This is a genomic window from Roseovarius indicus (assembly GCF_008728195.1).
Lineage (GTDB): Bacteria > Pseudomonadota > Alphaproteobacteria > Rhodobacterales > Rhodobacteraceae > Roseovarius > Roseovarius indicus.
The window spans coordinates 4,017,693-4,031,729 of the sequence record NZ_CP031598.1 but is presented as its reverse complement, the minus strand read 5'-3'; the positions used below and the strand labels follow the sequence as shown (position 1 = coordinate 4,031,729).

Genomic DNA, 14,037 nt, shown 5'->3' with positions numbered 1-14,037 from the left:
CGTGCCGCCTAACCATGGCGCACCTTTGGCGCGACTTTATTCCGGGCGGGGATCCGAAGGGGCCGGGTCTACTCCGCCAGCCCTTCCTTCAGCGCCTGCCGCAGTTCAAACTTCTGGATCTTGCCGGTCGAGGTTTTGGGCAGTTCGCGGAAGATCACCTTCTTGGGCGTCTTGAACCCGGCCAGCCGCTCGCGGGTGAAGGCGATGAGGTCTTCCTCGGTGACGGTGGCGTCTTCCTTGACCTCGACGAAGGCGCAGGGGACTTCGCCCCACTTCTCGTCGGGTTTGGCGACGACGGCGCAAAGGAGGACGGCGGGGTGTTTCATCAGCACGCCTTCGACCTCGATCGAGCTGATGTTCTCGCCGCCGGAGATGATGATGTCTTTCGCGCGGTCGGCGATGCGGAGGTAGCCGTCGGGGTGCTGGAGGGCGATATCGCCGGAGTGGAAATAGCCGCCGCGGAAGGATTCCCCGGTGGCCTCGGGGTTCTTGAGATAGCCTTTCATGACCGAGTTGCCGCGGATCATGATCTCGCCCTGGGTCGTGCCGTCCATCGGGATTTGCGACATGCTTTCGGCTTCCATCGCCGTGATGTCCTCCATCATCGGCATGAGCACGCCGGTGCGGGCCTTGATGGCGTAGCGTTCCTCGTCGGGCTCGTCGTTCCAGCGGTTTTGCCAGACGCATTCGGTGACGTGGCCGTAGGTTTCGGTGAGGCCGTAGACCTGCGTGACGTTGAAGCCCAGCGGTTCGATCGCGGCCAGCGTAGCGGCGGGGGGCGGGGCGCCGGCGGTGAAGACCTCGACGATGTGGTCGAACTCGCGCCGGTCGGCGGGTTTGGAATTGACGATGGTGTTGAGCACGATGGGCGCGGCGCCGAAATGGGTGACTCCTTCGTCGGCGATGGCGTCGTAGATGTTCTTCGCCGTGATGTCGCGGCAGCAGATGACGGTGCCGCCGACCATGGGCGCGGCCCAGGTGTGGTTCCAGTTGTTGCAATGGAAGAGCGGCACGATGGTGAGGTACTTGGCGCCGCGGGGGATGGGCCAGCTGACGGCGGTGCCCATGGTCATGAGGTAGGCGCCGCGGTGGTGGTAGACGACGCCCTTGGGCCGGCCGGTGGTGCCGGAGGTGTAGTTGAGCGCGAGGCTTTCCCATTCGTCCTGCGGCATGACCCAGTCGAAGGTGGGTTCGCCGGTGGCGAGGAGGTCGTCGTAGGTCATGTGGTCGCCGCTGGCGGGGATGCCGGCGACAGGGTCGGGGACCTCGATGATCTTCGGGCCGGGGCCGTCCATCTTCTCGATGGCTTCGAGGGCGACGGGGATGAGGGCGCTGTCGATGAGGGCGATCTTCGCCTCGCCATGGCCGAAGATGTAGGAGACGGTGTCGGATTCGAGCCGGGTGTTGATGGCGTTGAGCACGGCGCCGCAGGCCGGGACGCCGAAATGCGCCTCGGCATGGGCGGGGATGTTGGGCAGGAGGGTGGCGACGACGTCGCCCGGCTCGACGCCCAGCTTGGTCAGGGCCGAGGCGAGGCGGGTGCAGCGCTCGTAATACTCGGTATAGGTCTTGCGGAAACTCTTGTAGACGAGCGCCTCGTCATCGGGGAAGAGACGGGCGGCCCGGCGCAGGTGCGACAGCGGTGTGAGCGGCACAAAGTTCGCCGCGTTCTTCTCGAGGCCGGTTTCGTCCTTCATCCATCCCATGGCGCGCTCCTCCTTCGCTGCAGGTGTCAGACCAGGGATATTGCCGATTTGAGGCGGCAAAGCAAAGGGTTTGGTTTGGGGAAGCCGGCTTTGGGCGCTGCCCGGCGCCGCGCCGTTGGCGCGGCTTTGTGCCGGGCGGGGGAGCGTTCGGCTTCCACTGTCGGTCGGCCTTCGGTAGCGTATCGCGCATGATCATCTCGCCCGGGCGCAATTACATCTTCGTCCATATCCCCAAGACCGGGGGCACCTCTCTGGCGCTGGCGCTGGAGGGGCGGGCGATGAAGGATGACCTGTTGATCGGGGATACGCCGAAGGCAAGGAAGCGGCGGGGGCGGGTGAAGGGCGTGGCCTCGGCCGGGCGGCTTTGGAAGCACTCGACCTTGCGGGATATCGACGGGCTGGTGAGCCGGGCGTTCATCGCGGAGGCTTTTGTCGTGACGCTGGTCCGGAACCCGTGGGACCGGGTGGTGAGCTATTATCACTGGCTGCGGGGGCAGGCGTTCGATCATCCGGCGGTGGGGCTGGCGAAGGCGCTGGAGTTCAGCGCGTTCCTGAACCATCCGCAGACGCGGGCGAGCCTGAAGGCCAACCCATACGGGAGCTACGTGCAGGTGCCGGAGGGCGGGGAGCGGTGTGACCGGTTCATCCGGCTGGAGGCGTTCGAGGCGGATGCCGCGCCTTTGTGGGCGCATCTCGGGTTCCGGCTGGCGTTGCCGCATTTCAATGCGTCGGAGCGGGGCGAGGCGTACCAGGAGTATTATTCGGCGGCTGATTCGGCGCTGGTGGAAGAGCTCTGTGGCGAGGATATCGCGCGGTTCGGCTACGCGTTTTCCTGAAATATCGTTTCTGTTTAAGTTCTTGTGATCATGTTGCCGGGCGATTGTCGCGCCTGATGGGACAATGCCTCATTTCCGCCCCATTTCCGGCAAACGAGCGCCTCAGGTGTGGCCCGATCATTAACCATGACACCGCAGCCGGCGAACCACCGGCACCATGATTGGAAGAAGCACATGTTCGGAAGCATCACTGCGCTCAATCAGGAAAGCACGGCCGGGGCGACCGCCCCGCGGACAGAGGAGGCCGGGCCGGTCATGTCGGGCCTCGTGTCGGGCACGTCGGTCGCCACGGCGATGGGCTGGCGCCCGGTGGAGGCGGTGGTTGCGGGCGACAGGGTTCTGACCTTCGATGCCGGGCTGCAGGCGGTGACGCAGGTGACGCGGCACCCGTTCTGGCAGGAGGCGGGCCCGTGCCCCGAATGTTTCTGGCCGATCGAGGTGTCGGAAGGGGCGCTGGGCAACCGCGAGGTGATGCACCTTCTGCCGCAACAGACGATCATGGTGGAGAGCGATACCGCCGAAGACCTTTACGGAGATCCGTTCTCCCTCATTCCCGCCGAAGCGATGGACGAGTTGACCGAGAGCCGCCGGGTGCCCCCGCAGGATGGCTTCGAGGTCGTCCGCCTGCATTTTGCAACCGAGCAGGTGGTGTTTGCACGGAACGGCTTGCTGTTCCTGTGCCCGTCCTCGCGCGACATGGTCACGGCGGTCTGGGACGCGCCGCAGGATCCGCTTTACGCGATCCTGCCACTGGACGAGGCGCGTTTCCTTGCCACACGGATCGAGGCCGAGGCGGCGGAGGCCGCCGGAGCCGAGACCGAGGGTTGCATGGCGGGCCTGCCGGCCTGAGTTTCTCGGGCCGGACAAGAGAAACCGCGCAAGGCGAGGGCCTTGCGCGGTTTTTCGTTGTCTCGGGTGGCCTGACGGATCAGGCGGCTTCGTCTTCCGACGCGGTGCCGAAGCGGGCGTAGAAGGTCTGGTTCTTCTCGGCCAGCTCGCGCAGCAGGTCGGGGGTGGTGAAGCGGGGGCCGAATTTCTCGGTCAGCTGGTCGCAACGCTCGGCGGCGTAAGGCGCCCCGATGATGTCGAGCCACGAGAACGGGCCGCCCGACCAGGGGGCGAAGCCCCAGGCGAGGATGGCGCCGACATCGCCTTCGCGGATGTCTTCCAGCACGCCTTCCTCCAGCGCGCGGACCGCTTCGAGCACCTGGGCGAACATCAGGCGATGCTGCACCTCGATGAGGTCGGGCTGTTCGGCGGCGCGGGGGTATTTCTCGGCCAGACCGGGCCAGTAGCCCTGGCGTTTGCCCTTCTCGTCGTAGTCGTAGAAGCCCGCCTTGGATTTGCGGCCCAGGCGCCCTTCGCCTTCCATCCAGAAGATGACCTCGTCGACGGCCTCGTCGGGGTAGTCGTCGCCCATCGCCGCCTTGGTGGCGCGGGCGATCTTGGCGCCGAGGTCGATGGAGGTTTCATCGACGAGTTGCAGCGGCCCCACGGGGAAGCCCAGCTGGCGCGCCGCGTTGTCGATGAGCGCGGGGGCGACGCCCTCGGCCACCATGCGGATGCCCTCGTTGATGTAGGGGATGATGCAGCGGTTGCAGTAGAAGAAGCGCGCATCGTTCACCGCGATCGGGGTCTTGCGGATCTGGCGGACATAGTCGAGCGCCTTGGCCACGGCACGGGGGCCGGTCTCTTTCCCCTTGATGATCTCGACCAGCATCATCTTTTCGACGGGCGAGAAGAAGTGGATGCCGATGAACTGGTCGGGGGTGTCCGACGCCTTGGCCAGCTCGGTGATCGGCAGGGTCGAGGTGTTAGTGGCGAAGATGCAATCCTCGCCCACGTTGGCCAGCGCCTGCTTGGTGACCTCGGCCTTCACCTTCGGATCTTCGAACACCGCCTCGATGATCAGGTCGCAGCCGTCGAGCGCCGCGTAATCGGTGGTGGCGGTGATGAGGTCGAGGGCGGCGGTCTTCTTCTCTTCGGTCGCCTTGCCGCGCTTGATGCCCTTGTCCATGTAGTCGGCGGTGTAGGATTTGCCCTTGTCGGCCGCTTCCTGTTTCTGGTCGATCAGCACGACCTGCATGCCGGCCATGGCCGAGACGAGGGTGATGCCCGCGCCCATCATGCCGGCGCCGAGCACGCCGACCTTCTTGACCTTCTGATCCGGCACGTCGGGGCGGTTGGCGCCTTTTTCCAGCGCTTCCTTGTTGACGAAGAGCGAGCGGATCATGGCCGAGGAGGACGGGTTCATCAGGACATTGGTGAACCAGCGCGCCTCGATCTTCAGAGCGGTGTCGAAGGGCACGAGCGCGCCTTCATAGACGGCGGAGAGGAGGGCCTTGGCGGCGGGGAAGGCGCCTTGCGTTTCCTTGTTCACCATGGCCGAGGCGCCGACGAAGGTCATGAAGCCCGCCGGGTGGTAGGGGGCGCCGCCGGGCATTTTGTAGCCCTTCTCGTCCCACGGCTTGACGATCTGCGGCTCGGAGAGGACCCATTCCTTGGCCTTGTCGAGCAGTTCCTCCGGGGCCACGACCTCGTCGACGACGCCGGCGGATTTGGCTTTCTTGGGGTCGTTCAGCTTGCCCTGCAACAACAGCGGGCTCGCCGCCATCGCGCCCAGCTTCCGCACCAGCCGCGTGGTGCCGCCCGCACCGGGGAAGATGCCGACCATGATCTCCGGCAGGCCGATCTTGGCCTTTGGGTTGTCGGCGGCGAAGATGCGGTGGCAGGCAAGCGGGATTTCGAGGCCGATACCGAGCGCCGTGCCGGGGAGGGCGGCGGCGATGGGCTTGCCGCCCTTGTTCTTGTCGTCCATCCCCGCGCGCTCGATCTTGCGCAGGATCCCGTGCATGTTCATCAGCCCCTCGAAGAGGCCCTTGGCCGGCTCGTCGCCCGCCATGTCCTTCATTTTCGAGATGACGTTGAGGTCCATGCCGCCGGCAAAGGTGCCGTCCTTGCCCGAGGTGATGACGATGCCCTTGACCGCGTCATCGGCCAGCGCGTCGTCGATCAGCCCGTCGAGCACGGGCCAGGCTTCCATGGTCATCACGTTCATGGACTTGCCTTCGGTGTCCCAGGTGATGACGGCGACGCCATCGGCGCCTTTTTCCATCGTGAAATCAGTCATTTGGTCTGTCTCCTATTCACCAGCCATGCAGGCCGCTGCTTCGGCCGGGTGCCGGGTTGAAAGTTCGTCGCGGATCTCGGTCAGGATCCGGCCCAAGAGGTTCTGGCCGGGCCAGTCGGCCACGGGGGTTTGCGCGGCGGTGTCGGCGTCGAGGCCGATGCCCCAGATCACGTCCATCGGGCTGGCTTCGGCCAGGGGCTTCGGCGCGGTCTGGAAGAGCTTGCGCCGGAGGCCCTTGTTCTGGTCGAACTTGGCGAGGTTGATCTCCCGGACGAGGGCATAGCGGCCATTGGCCCATGTCGCCTCGTCAAAGCCCTTTACCGTGCGGCCGAGCGCCTTTTGCTTGCCCGGGTCCTGTGCGGCGAGAATCTGGCTCGCGGTGTCCCGGTCATTGAACATCAGGGCCTTGCCGTACATCATCGCCTGTTCAGCGCAGTTGAATTCGACCTCCCACAGGGAAATCCGGCAGGGCTGCCATTGGCTGAACGGCCCTGACCAGAAGAAGTGATATCCCTGCGGGGTGGTCAAATCGCCTATACCCGCTCGATGATGGTGGCGGCGCCCATGCCGGAGGCGACGCAGAGCGTGGCGAGGCCGGTTTCCTTGTCGGAGCGTTCCAGCTCGTCGAGCAGCGTGCCGAGGATCATCGCGCCGGTGGCGCCCAGCGGGTGGCCCATGGCGATGGCGCCGCCGTTGACGTTGACCTTCGCATGGTCGACGTCGAAGGCCTGCATGAAGCGGAGCACGACCGAGGAGAATGCCTCGTTCACCTCGAAGAGGTCGATGTCGGAAAGCTCCATGCCGCTGTCTTTCAGCGCCTTTTGGGTGGCGGGCACGGGGCCGGTCAGCATGATGGTCGGATCGGTGCCGATCTTGGTGGACTGGCGGATGCGGGCGCGGGGTTTGAGCCCGTATTTCTCGCCGAACGCCTTGGAGCCGATGAGCAGGCCGGCCGAGCCGTCGACGATACCCGACGAGTTGCCGGCGTGGTGAATGTGCTCGATCTTCTCGAGGTGGGGGTATTTCAGTTTCGCCACCGCGTCGAAGCCGGGCATGTTCTCGCCCATGTCCTTGAAGGACGCCTTCAGCGCGCCGAGCGACTGCATGTCGGTGCCGGGGCGCATGTATTCGTCGCGGTCGAGAATGGTCAGGCCGTTCTGGTCCTTCACCTCGACGATGGACTTGGCGAAGCGCTTGTCCTCCCACGCCTTGGCGGCGCGGTTCTGGGATTCCACGGCGAAGGCGTCGGCGTCATCGCGGGAGAAGCCGTATTCGGTGGCGATGATGTCGGCCGAGATGCCTTGCGGGACGAAGTAGTTCTCCATCGCGACGGTCGGGTCGACGGCCACGGCGGCCCCATCGGAGCCCATGGCCACGCGGCCCATCATCTCGACGCCGCCGGCGATGTAGCCGTCGCCGCCGCCGCCCTTGATCTGGTTGGCGGCCAGGTTCACGGCCTCCAGCCCGGAGGCGCAGAAGCGGTTGATGGCGAGGCCCGGGATCGCCTCGTCGAGCTCGGAGGCGAGCACGGCGGTGCGGGCAAGGCAGCCGCCCTGTTCCATCACCTGGGTGACATTGCCCCAGATCACGTCTTCGACGGCATGCCCGTCGAGCCCGTTGCGGTCTTTCAGCGCGTTCAGCACCTGGGCGCTGAGGCGCACGGCGGTCACCTCGTGCAGGGCGCCGTCCTTGCGGCCCTTGCCGCGGGGGGTGCGCACCGCGTCGTAGATATATGCGTCAGCCATGAGGTCTCCTTTCTCAGGCCCGGTCGGCAGGGCTGCCGGGCATCAGGTCGTAGGGGTGTTTCCAACCCGGCGTGTTCTCGATGTTCGAGAGCCACCGGTCGATTTCGGGCCAGTCCTTGCGGTCGAAGCCGAAGGGCTCGGGGTAGAAGAGGTAGGCGCAGCAGGACATGTCGGCATTGGTGATGCCGTCGCCGACGATCCAGTCGCGGCCCTGCAAATGGGCGTTCAGGACGGCATAGGCGGCCTTGAGGCGGCCCTGCATGAAGCCGATCACGTCGGCCGGGCGCTTGTCCTCGGGCAGGAAGTTCATCAGGAACCGGGTCATGCCGGCCTGGCTCGACATCTTGTGATTGTCCCAGAAGACCCAGCGCAGCACCTCGTAGCGCTCGGCCTCGTCGCGGCCGCCGAACTTGCCGGTCTTGTCGGTGACGTATTGCTGGATCACGCCAGACTGCGAGGTGCGGAAGTCACCATCGACCAGCACGGGCGCCTCGCCCATCTCGTTGATCTCGCTGCGGTAGATGTCGGAGCGGGTCTCGCCGCCGAAGAAGTCGACCTTGACCGGCTCCCAGTCGAGGCCGGAGAGTTCGAGGGCGAGCGCCGCCTTGTAGGCGTTGCCGCTTTCGCCGAAGCAGTAGAGTTTCATGGTCATGGCGCGGTCCTCCCGTGCGTTGCGCGTGTGGTGGGTGTCGGAGTTGGATATTTTGGCCAAGAAGAAGCCGGGGCGTGGCACTTCGATTTCTTCTTGGCGAAAATATCCCCGCCGGAGGCTCCTGCCCGTGCGGCCGGGCGCGGCGGGTCAGGGTTTGGCGGTGAATGAGCGGGAAATCAGCTCCTTCATGATTTCGTTGGTGCCGCCGTAGATGCGTTGCACGCGGGCGTCGGCCCACATTTCGGCGATGTCGTATTCGGCCATGTAACCATAGCCGCCGTGAAGCTGGACGCATTCGTCGAGCACCTCGAACTGGGTGTCGGAGATCCAGTATTTCGCCATGGCGGCCTTTTCGACGGAAAGCTCGCCCTTCAGGTGTTCGGAGATGCATTCGTCGAGGAAGGCGCGGGCGACCTTGGTCTTGGTCAGGCATTCGGCCAGTTTGAAGCGGGTGTTCTGGAACTGCATGATCGGGCCGCCGAAGGCCTGGCGTTCGTTGGCATAGGCGATGGTGCGTTCGACGCCGCCTTCGAGGGCGCCCTGGGCGCCGCAGGCGATGATGAGGCGTTCCTGGGGGAGTTGCTGCATCATCTGGATAAAGCCGCGGCCCTCTTCGCCGCCGAGGATGTTCTCGGGCGGGACGGCCACATCGTCGAAGAAGAGCTCGGAGGTGTCGGCGGAGTGGAGGCCGGATTTCTCGAGGTTGCGGCCGCGGGAGAAGCCCTCGGCGCCCTCGGTTTCGACGGCGACCAGCGAGATGCCCTTGGCGCCCTGCGACGGGTCGGTCTTGGCGGCGACGAGGATCAGGTCGGCGTGCTGGCCGTTGGTGATGAAGGTCTTCTGGCCGGAGAGCCGGTAGACGTTGCCGTCGCGCAGCGCCTTGGTCTTCATGCCCTGAAGGTCGGAGCCCGCGGCGGGTTCGGTCATCGCCAGAGCGCCCACCATCTCGCCCGAGACCATCTTCGGGAGCCAGCGTTTCTTCTGCTCCTCCGAGCCGTAGGCGAGGATGTAATGGGCGACGATGCCGGAATGGATCGGGTTGCCCCAGCTGGCGAGGTTGGCGCGGGACTGTTCGATGCAGATCACCGCCTCGTGGCCGAAATCGCCGCCCGCCCCGCCGTATTCCTCGGGGATGGAGGGGCACAGCAGGCCCAGCTCGCCCGCCTGGTTCCAGGTGTCGCGATCCATGATGCCGGCCTTGCGCCAGCGGTCGAAATGGGGCTGCCATTCATCGGTGATGAATTTCGCCGTCATCTCGGAGAGCATCTGGTGCTCGTCGGTCATCCATGCGGATCGGGTCTGGTGCATGTCTTTCATCGGATCACTCGGTCCCTTGGGTTGTGCCGCCTTCGGAAAAGTCCACGCCCTCGAAATCCGGATAGGTGGTTTCGAGGATGCCGACCTGTTGCACGTCGTCGATGCGGACGAGGTACCAGGCGTCGTCGTCCTGGAAGGCCAGCGTCACGGTGTCGGAGCGCCGGGTCTCGTCCTGCCCGTCGAGGCGGATATATGCGGTGGTCGGGATCAGCACGTAGACGCGGCCCGCGGCGGTTTCCCCGACCGTGGCCGAGGCCAGGTCGATCCGGTACTCCTCGATCGCGGCGGATTTCATCGCCTCGGTCAGCGCCTCTTTCATGGCCGACAGAACCTGCGCCTCGGTGATCTCGTAGGTCTCGGCCGTGGTTGCGAGGATCCCGGGCGGGATCACGGTGAACACCGCGTCGATATCGCCCTGCTCGAAGGCCGCCTCGAAGCTGTCGATGCGCGCCTGCAGGCCGGCCTGTTCGGCCGGCGTCAGGTCGCGGGCCAGGGCGGGCGCGGCCAGCAGCAGAAGACAGGCGGCGAGCAGCCGCAGGGCGGGGCGGAGGATCATCGCTTGCGCGCCTCGAGGTCGGAGTTGAAGAGCCGCAGCCGGTGGCCGAACGTGTCTTCGTCGATCACGCTGTCGAAATTCTCGAAGAGGAAGGAAAGCGCCTCGCCTTCGTCGAGCCCCGCTTCGGATGCGAATTTCTTCAGACGCCTGTAGGCGTCCTCGGTCATCGCGGCGTTGAAACGGCGCGTCAGACGGAATCGTTTCGGCATCTTTCCTCCCCTCGAGATGGTCCCGTAGGGTGGGTGTCAACCCACCCCCCGGATCAGAACAGTTCGGCCTCCAGCTCCATCACCGGGTCGGCGCCGCTTTCGATGCGCTTGAGGTGCATCGCGGTCGCCGGCAGGCGGCGGGACATGTAATAGCGCCCCGTCTTGAGCTTGGCCTTGTAGAAGGCCTCGTCGGAGGTGCCGTTTTCCAGCGCCTCGTGTGCGACCTTGGCCATCTTCGCCCACATCAGGCCGATGCAGACATGGCCGAAAAGATGCATGAAGTCATACGAGCCCGCCAGTGCCGCGTTGGGGTTTTTCATGCCGTTCTGCATGAAGAACATACCCGCGGATTGGAGGTGCTTGGAGGATTCCTTGAGCGGGTCGAGGAAATCTTTCTTGAGCGCCTCGTTGTCCTCGTTCTCCTTGATGAAGGTTTTCACCATCTCGAAGAAGGCCATGACGTGCTTGCCGCTGTCGGCGGCGAGCTTGCGGCCGACGAGGTCGAGCGCCTGCACGCCGTTGGCGCCTTCGTAGATCATGGCGATCCGGGCGTCGCGGGCGAACTGGGACATGCCCCATTCCTCGATATAGCCGTGGCCGCCATAGACCTGCTGGGCGAGGATGGTCATGTCGAAGCCTTCATCGGTCATGAAGCCCTTGATGACCGGGGTCAGGAGCGAGATCAGCCCTTCGGCATCGGCGTCATCGGCGCGGTGCGAGCGGTCGATCATCTCGGCGCCCCAGAGCAGGAAGGCGCGGGCGCCCTCGACGAAGCTTTTCTGGTCGAGCAGGGCGCGGCGGATATCGGGGTGCACGATCAGCGGATCGGCCGGGCCGTCGGGGTTCTCGGTGCCGGTCACGGCGCGGCCCTGAAGCCGGTCCTTGGCGTATTCCAGCGCGTTCTGGTAGGCGGCTTCGGCCTGGGCGAGACCCTGCATGCCGACGCCGAGGCGGGCCTCGTTCATCATGGTGAACATGGCGCGCATGCCCTTGTGCTCTTCACCCAGCAGAAAGCCCGTCGCCCCGTCGTAGTTCATGACGCAGGTCGAGTTGCCGTGGATGCCCATCTTCTCTTCGATCTTGCCGCAGGAAACGCCGTTGCGCTCGCCGAGGCTGCCATCTTCCTTGACCATGAACTTGGGCACGATGAAGAGCGAGACGCCCTTGATGCCCTCGGGGCCGCCGGGGATCTTGGCCAGCACGAGATGGATGATGTTGTCGGCCATGTCGTGTTCGCCGGACGAGATGAAGATCTTCTGCCCGGTGATCTTGTAGCTGCCATCGTCCTGCGGTTCGGCCTTGGTGCGCATGAGCCCGAGATCGGTGCCGCAATGCGGCTCGGTCAGGTTCATGGTGCCCGTCCAGTCGCAGGAGGCCATCTTGGGCAGGTAGGTCTCTTTCTGCTGGTCGGAGCCGTGGGCGAGGATCGCCGAGGCGGCGCCGTGGGTGAGGCCCTGGTACATGGTGAAGGCCTGGTTGGCCGCCGAGAACATCTCGCCCACCGCGGTGCCGAGGATGTAGGGCATGTTCTGCCCGCCGTATTCCTCGGGGAGGTCGAGGGCCGTCCAGCCGCCGGCGCGCACCTCGTCGAAGGCGGCCTTGAAGCCCGTGGGGGTGCGGACGACGCCGTTTTCGAGCCTGCAGCCCTCGGTGTCGCCGACGACGTTCAGGGGCGTCAGGAGATCGCGGGCGAGCTTGCCCGCCTCTTCCAGCACGGCGCCGGTGAACTCGGCATCGAGCTCGGCATAGCCGGGCGTGCCGGACTGGGACACTTTCAGCATGTCATGCAGGATGAACTGCATATCCTTGGTGGGGGGCGTGTAGGTCGGCATGTGTCTCTCTCCCTTAGGTCCCTCGGGCGCCGGCCCGGTTGTCTACTCGGCGGCCTTCTTCTGCTGCCGGATCGAGGCGATCATCTTCTCGCCCCAGTTGATCTGGTCGCGCAGCTCCTCGATCGCCTCGTTGAGCTCGTCGCGTTGCTGGACGAGGTCGGAGAGGCGCTTCTCGGCAAGGCCGTAGGTTTCGGTCAGCTGTGTCAGCTGCTGGTCGCCCTTGTCGTAGAGGTCGAGCAGCTGGCGGATTTCCTCGAGGCTGAAGCCGAAGCGCTTGCCGCGCAGGATCAGCTTGAGGCGCGCACGGTCGCGCTTGGTGAACAGGCGCTTCTGCCCCACGCGGCGGGGGAAAAGAAGCTCTTTGGATTCGTAGAATCGCAGGGTGCGCGGCGTCACGTCGAAGGCGTCGCACATTTCGCGAATGCTCATCGTTTCGTCGGTCATCGGTTCGCTCGTTATCATTACGTCAACTTGGCAATACCTGCGCATCCCGGGCCACGGTTACAACAGGGATCCATGTTGACGTAACTACTACGTTGCGTCACTTTAAACTGACGTAAGATCAAGCAAGGGAAACAGGGGTTTGGCGAAATTTCGTTAGGAGGCGCGGCGGCGAAAACTTGCTGATTTGGCAGGATTTTGCCGTTCTGTACGCTTTCTGGCAGAGCGTATTCGGGCTTGTGCACGGGGCCGGGGTGCATAAGTCTTATGTTCATCTTCGCACCCGTTTCAGAGAGCCGAGGCCGCCCATGACCGACGACGACCTTTACGACAATCAGACCATTTCTTTCCTCGAGGAATTGTGGGGCGAGGGGTTCCTTTCGCCCGGCGGGCCGGACGAGGTGCGGCGCGTGCTGCACGGGGTCGACGTGTCGGGCAAGCGGGCGCTGGATATCGGCTGTGGCTCGGGGGCGTGCGTGGTGCTGATGGCGCATGACCTGGGCGCCGAGCACGTCACCGGCATCGACGTGGAAGAGCCGGTCTGTGCCGCCGCGCGGCGCCGGGCCGAGCTGGGCGGCGTGTCGAGCCGGGTGACCATCGAGAAGGTCGAGCCGGGGCCGTTCCCGTTTCCCGACGAAAGCTTCGACGTGGTCTTTTCGAAGGATTCGATCATCCACATCCCCGACAAGGCCGCGATGGCGAAGGACGCGTTCCGGATTTTGAAGCCCGGCGGCATGTTCGCGGCGTCGGACTGGCTGATCGGGCATGACGACGATCCCTCGCCGGAAATGGTGGAGTATATCAAGTCGGAGGACCTGGATTTCGCCATGGCCTCGCCCGCGACCTATGAGAAGGCGATGCGCGAGGCCGGGTTCGAGGATGTCGAGCTGGTGAACCGCAACCCGTGGTATGCGGAAGTGGCGGCCGAGGAGCTGGCGTGGCTCACCGGGGACGAGCGGCCGGGGCTGGAAGAGCGGCACGGCAAGGAATTCATCGGTCACCAGGTGGAGACCTGGACCAAGATGCTGCGTGTTCTTCAGAAGGGCGAGCATTGCCCGCACCACATTCGAGGCCGGAAGCCGGAGTGATGCCGGGGCGGTGGCGGTGGGTTGGCACCCACCCTACGCACGACGCGCTCCGGTCGTGATCCGGGGGCTCCGTCGGTGAGAAGGGCCGGGACGGAGGCCGTCAGGAGGTGAAGTTGCGCGCCACCTCGTCGCGGGTGTCGCGGAGTTCCTTCATGGCCTTTTCGAGCTGGGCGCGCTGGCGTTCGAGTTCCTCGAGCTTCTGGTCGGCCATCTCGACCCAGTTGCGCATCTGGGCCTCGGTGCCTTCTTCCTCGTAGATCTCGAGCCACTGGCGGATTTCCTCGAGCGCGAAGCCCCAGCGGCGGCCGCGCAGGATGAGGGTCAGCCGGGCCACTTCGCGGGGCCCGTAATAGCGGGAGCGCCCATCGCGTTCGGGACTGAGCAGTTCGATGTATTCGTAATAGCGCAGGGTGCGCGGCGTCACGTCGAACTTCGCGCACATTTCCTTGAATGTCAGTTGGCTTTCCGGCATCGCACAGGCTCCCCTTATCCGGGAAATTAGAACCATGCGCGCCGCAGGGCAAC

General features: G+C 65.0%; 14 protein-coding genes. 3 read left to right on the top strand and 11 right to left on the bottom strand.

Annotated elements, in window-relative coordinates:
- Positions 1 to 68: 68 nt before the first annotated feature.
- Entirely contained in the window at positions 69 to 1,706 is a 1,638-nt protein-coding gene (locus tag RIdsm_RS19495) for an AMP-binding protein (protein ID WP_057818053.1), read from the bottom strand.
- A 188-nt stretch (positions 1,707 to 1,894) separates the two neighbouring features.
- On the opposite strand from RIdsm_RS19495, the gene RIdsm_RS19490 reads away from it, so the two are divergent.
- The gene (locus tag RIdsm_RS19490) at positions 1,895 to 2,542 is read left to right on the top strand and encodes a sulfotransferase family protein (RefSeq protein WP_057818051.1); all 648 of its coding nucleotides are present in this window, start codon (positions 1,895 to 1,897) and stop codon (positions 2,540 to 2,542) included.
- 174 nt (positions 2,543 to 2,716) lie between these two features.
- Positions 2,717 to 3,391: a Hint domain-containing protein gene (locus RIdsm_RS19485; RefSeq protein ID WP_057818049.1), complete on the top strand. Its 675-nt coding sequence runs from the start codon at positions 2,717 to 2,719 to the stop codon at positions 3,389 to 3,391.
- A 79-nt stretch (positions 3,392 to 3,470) separates the two neighbouring features.
- Here RIdsm_RS19485 and RIdsm_RS19480 read toward each other — a convergent pair whose 3' ends face one another.
- The 9 genes from RIdsm_RS19480 to RIdsm_RS19440 form a co-directional block, all read right to left on the bottom strand.
- Positions 3,471 to 5,672, bottom strand: coding sequence for a 3-hydroxyacyl-CoA dehydrogenase NAD-binding domain-containing protein (locus RIdsm_RS19480; RefSeq protein ID WP_057818047.1), 2,202 nt, complete (start codon positions 5,670 to 5,672; stop codon positions 3,471 to 3,473).
- 12 nt (positions 5,673 to 5,684) lie between these two features.
- Positions 5,685 to 6,200: an NADAR family protein gene (locus tag RIdsm_RS19475; RefSeq protein ID WP_057818045.1), complete on the bottom strand. Its 516-nt coding sequence runs from the start codon at positions 6,198 to 6,200 to the stop codon at positions 5,685 to 5,687.
- A 5-nt stretch (positions 6,201 to 6,205) separates the two neighbouring features.
- The gene (locus RIdsm_RS19470) at positions 6,206 to 7,417 is read right to left on the bottom strand and encodes an acetyl-CoA C-acetyltransferase (RefSeq protein ID WP_057818044.1); all 1,212 of its coding nucleotides are present in this window, start codon (positions 7,415 to 7,417) and stop codon (positions 6,206 to 6,208) included.
- A gap of 13 nt (positions 7,418 to 7,430) precedes the next feature.
- Positions 7,431 to 8,069, bottom strand: a complete 639-nt coding sequence (locus RIdsm_RS19465; protein WP_057818042.1) for a glutathione S-transferase family protein — start codon at positions 8,067 to 8,069, stop codon at positions 7,431 to 7,433.
- Between the two features lie 147 nt (positions 8,070 to 8,216).
- Positions 8,217 to 9,377 (bottom strand): acyl-CoA dehydrogenase family protein, encoded by a 1,161-nt coding sequence (locus RIdsm_RS19460; protein WP_057818040.1) that lies wholly within the window; start codon positions 9,375 to 9,377, stop codon positions 8,217 to 8,219.
- A gap of 13 nt (positions 9,378 to 9,390) precedes the next feature.
- Positions 9,391 to 9,942: a hypothetical protein gene (locus RIdsm_RS19455; RefSeq protein ID WP_057818038.1), complete on the bottom strand. Its 552-nt coding sequence runs from the start codon at positions 9,940 to 9,942 to the stop codon at positions 9,391 to 9,393.
- Entirely contained in the window at positions 9,939 to 10,151 is a 213-nt protein-coding gene (locus RIdsm_RS19450; RefSeq protein WP_057818036.1) for a hypothetical protein, read from the bottom strand. Before RIdsm_RS19450 ends, RIdsm_RS19455 begins: the two co-directional genes overlap by 4 nt.
- A gap of 53 nt (positions 10,152 to 10,204) precedes the next feature.
- Complete coding sequence (locus RIdsm_RS19445; RefSeq protein ID WP_057818034.1) at positions 10,205 to 11,983, bottom strand: acyl-CoA dehydrogenase C-terminal domain-containing protein; 1,779 nt, start codon at positions 11,981 to 11,983, stop codon at positions 10,205 to 10,207.
- 42 nt (positions 11,984 to 12,025) lie between these two features.
- Positions 12,026 to 12,427: a MerR family transcriptional regulator gene (locus RIdsm_RS19440; protein WP_057818031.1), complete on the bottom strand. Its 402-nt coding sequence runs from the start codon at positions 12,425 to 12,427 to the stop codon at positions 12,026 to 12,028.
- A gap of 305 nt (positions 12,428 to 12,732) precedes the next feature.
- Here RIdsm_RS19440 and RIdsm_RS19435 point away from each other — a divergent pair, with 305 nt between their 5' ends.
- Complete coding sequence (locus tag RIdsm_RS19435) at positions 12,733 to 13,512, top strand: methyltransferase domain-containing protein (protein ID WP_057818029.1); 780 nt, start codon at positions 12,733 to 12,735, stop codon at positions 13,510 to 13,512.
- A gap of 100 nt (positions 13,513 to 13,612) precedes the next feature.
- Here RIdsm_RS19435 and RIdsm_RS19430 read toward each other — a convergent pair whose 3' ends face one another.
- Complete coding sequence (locus RIdsm_RS19430) at positions 13,613 to 13,984, bottom strand: MerR family transcriptional regulator (protein WP_057818027.1); 372 nt, start codon at positions 13,982 to 13,984, stop codon at positions 13,613 to 13,615.
- Positions 13,985 to 14,037 lie beyond the last annotated feature (53 nt).

Coding starts and splice junctions, on each gene's coding strand:
- RIdsm_RS19470 (WP_057818044.1), bottom strand. CDS start 7,417: ATGGCTGACGCATATATCTACGACGCGGTGCGCACCCCCCGCGGCAAG.
- RIdsm_RS19450 (WP_057818036.1), bottom strand. CDS start 10,151: ATGCCGAAACGATTCCGTCTGACGCGCCGTTTCAACGCCGCGATGACC.
- RIdsm_RS19460 (WP_057818040.1), bottom strand. CDS start 9,377: ATGCACCAGACCCGATCCGCATGGATGACCGACGAGCACCAGATGCTC.
- RIdsm_RS19445 (WP_057818034.1), bottom strand. CDS start 11,983: ATGCCGACCTACACGCCCCCCACCAAGGATATGCAGTTCATCCTGCAT.
- RIdsm_RS19440 (WP_057818031.1), bottom strand. CDS start 12,427: ATGACCGACGAAACGATGAGCATTCGCGAAATGTGCGACGCCTTCGAC.
- RIdsm_RS19465 (WP_057818042.1), bottom strand. CDS start 8,069: ATGACCATGAAACTCTACTGCTTCGGCGAAAGCGGCAACGCCTACAAG.
- RIdsm_RS19480 (WP_057818047.1), bottom strand. CDS start 5,672: ATGACTGATTTCACGATGGAAAAAGGCGCCGATGGCGTCGCCGTCATC.
- RIdsm_RS19455 (WP_057818038.1), bottom strand. CDS start 9,942: ATGATCCTCCGCCCCGCCCTGCGGCTGCTCGCCGCCTGTCTTCTGCTG.
- RIdsm_RS19435 (WP_057818029.1), top strand. CDS start 12,733: ATGACCGACGACGACCTTTACGACAATCAGACCATTTCTTTCCTCGAG.
- RIdsm_RS19495 (WP_057818053.1), bottom strand. CDS start 1,706: ATGGGATGGATGAAGGACGAAACCGGCCTCGAGAAGAACGCGGCGAAC.
- RIdsm_RS19430 (WP_057818027.1), bottom strand. CDS start 13,984: ATGCCGGAAAGCCAACTGACATTCAAGGAAATGTGCGCGAAGTTCGAC.
- RIdsm_RS19490 (WP_057818051.1), top strand. CDS start 1,895: ATGATCATCTCGCCCGGGCGCAATTACATCTTCGTCCATATCCCCAAG.
- RIdsm_RS19485 (WP_057818049.1), top strand. CDS start 2,717: ATGTTCGGAAGCATCACTGCGCTCAATCAGGAAAGCACGGCCGGGGCG.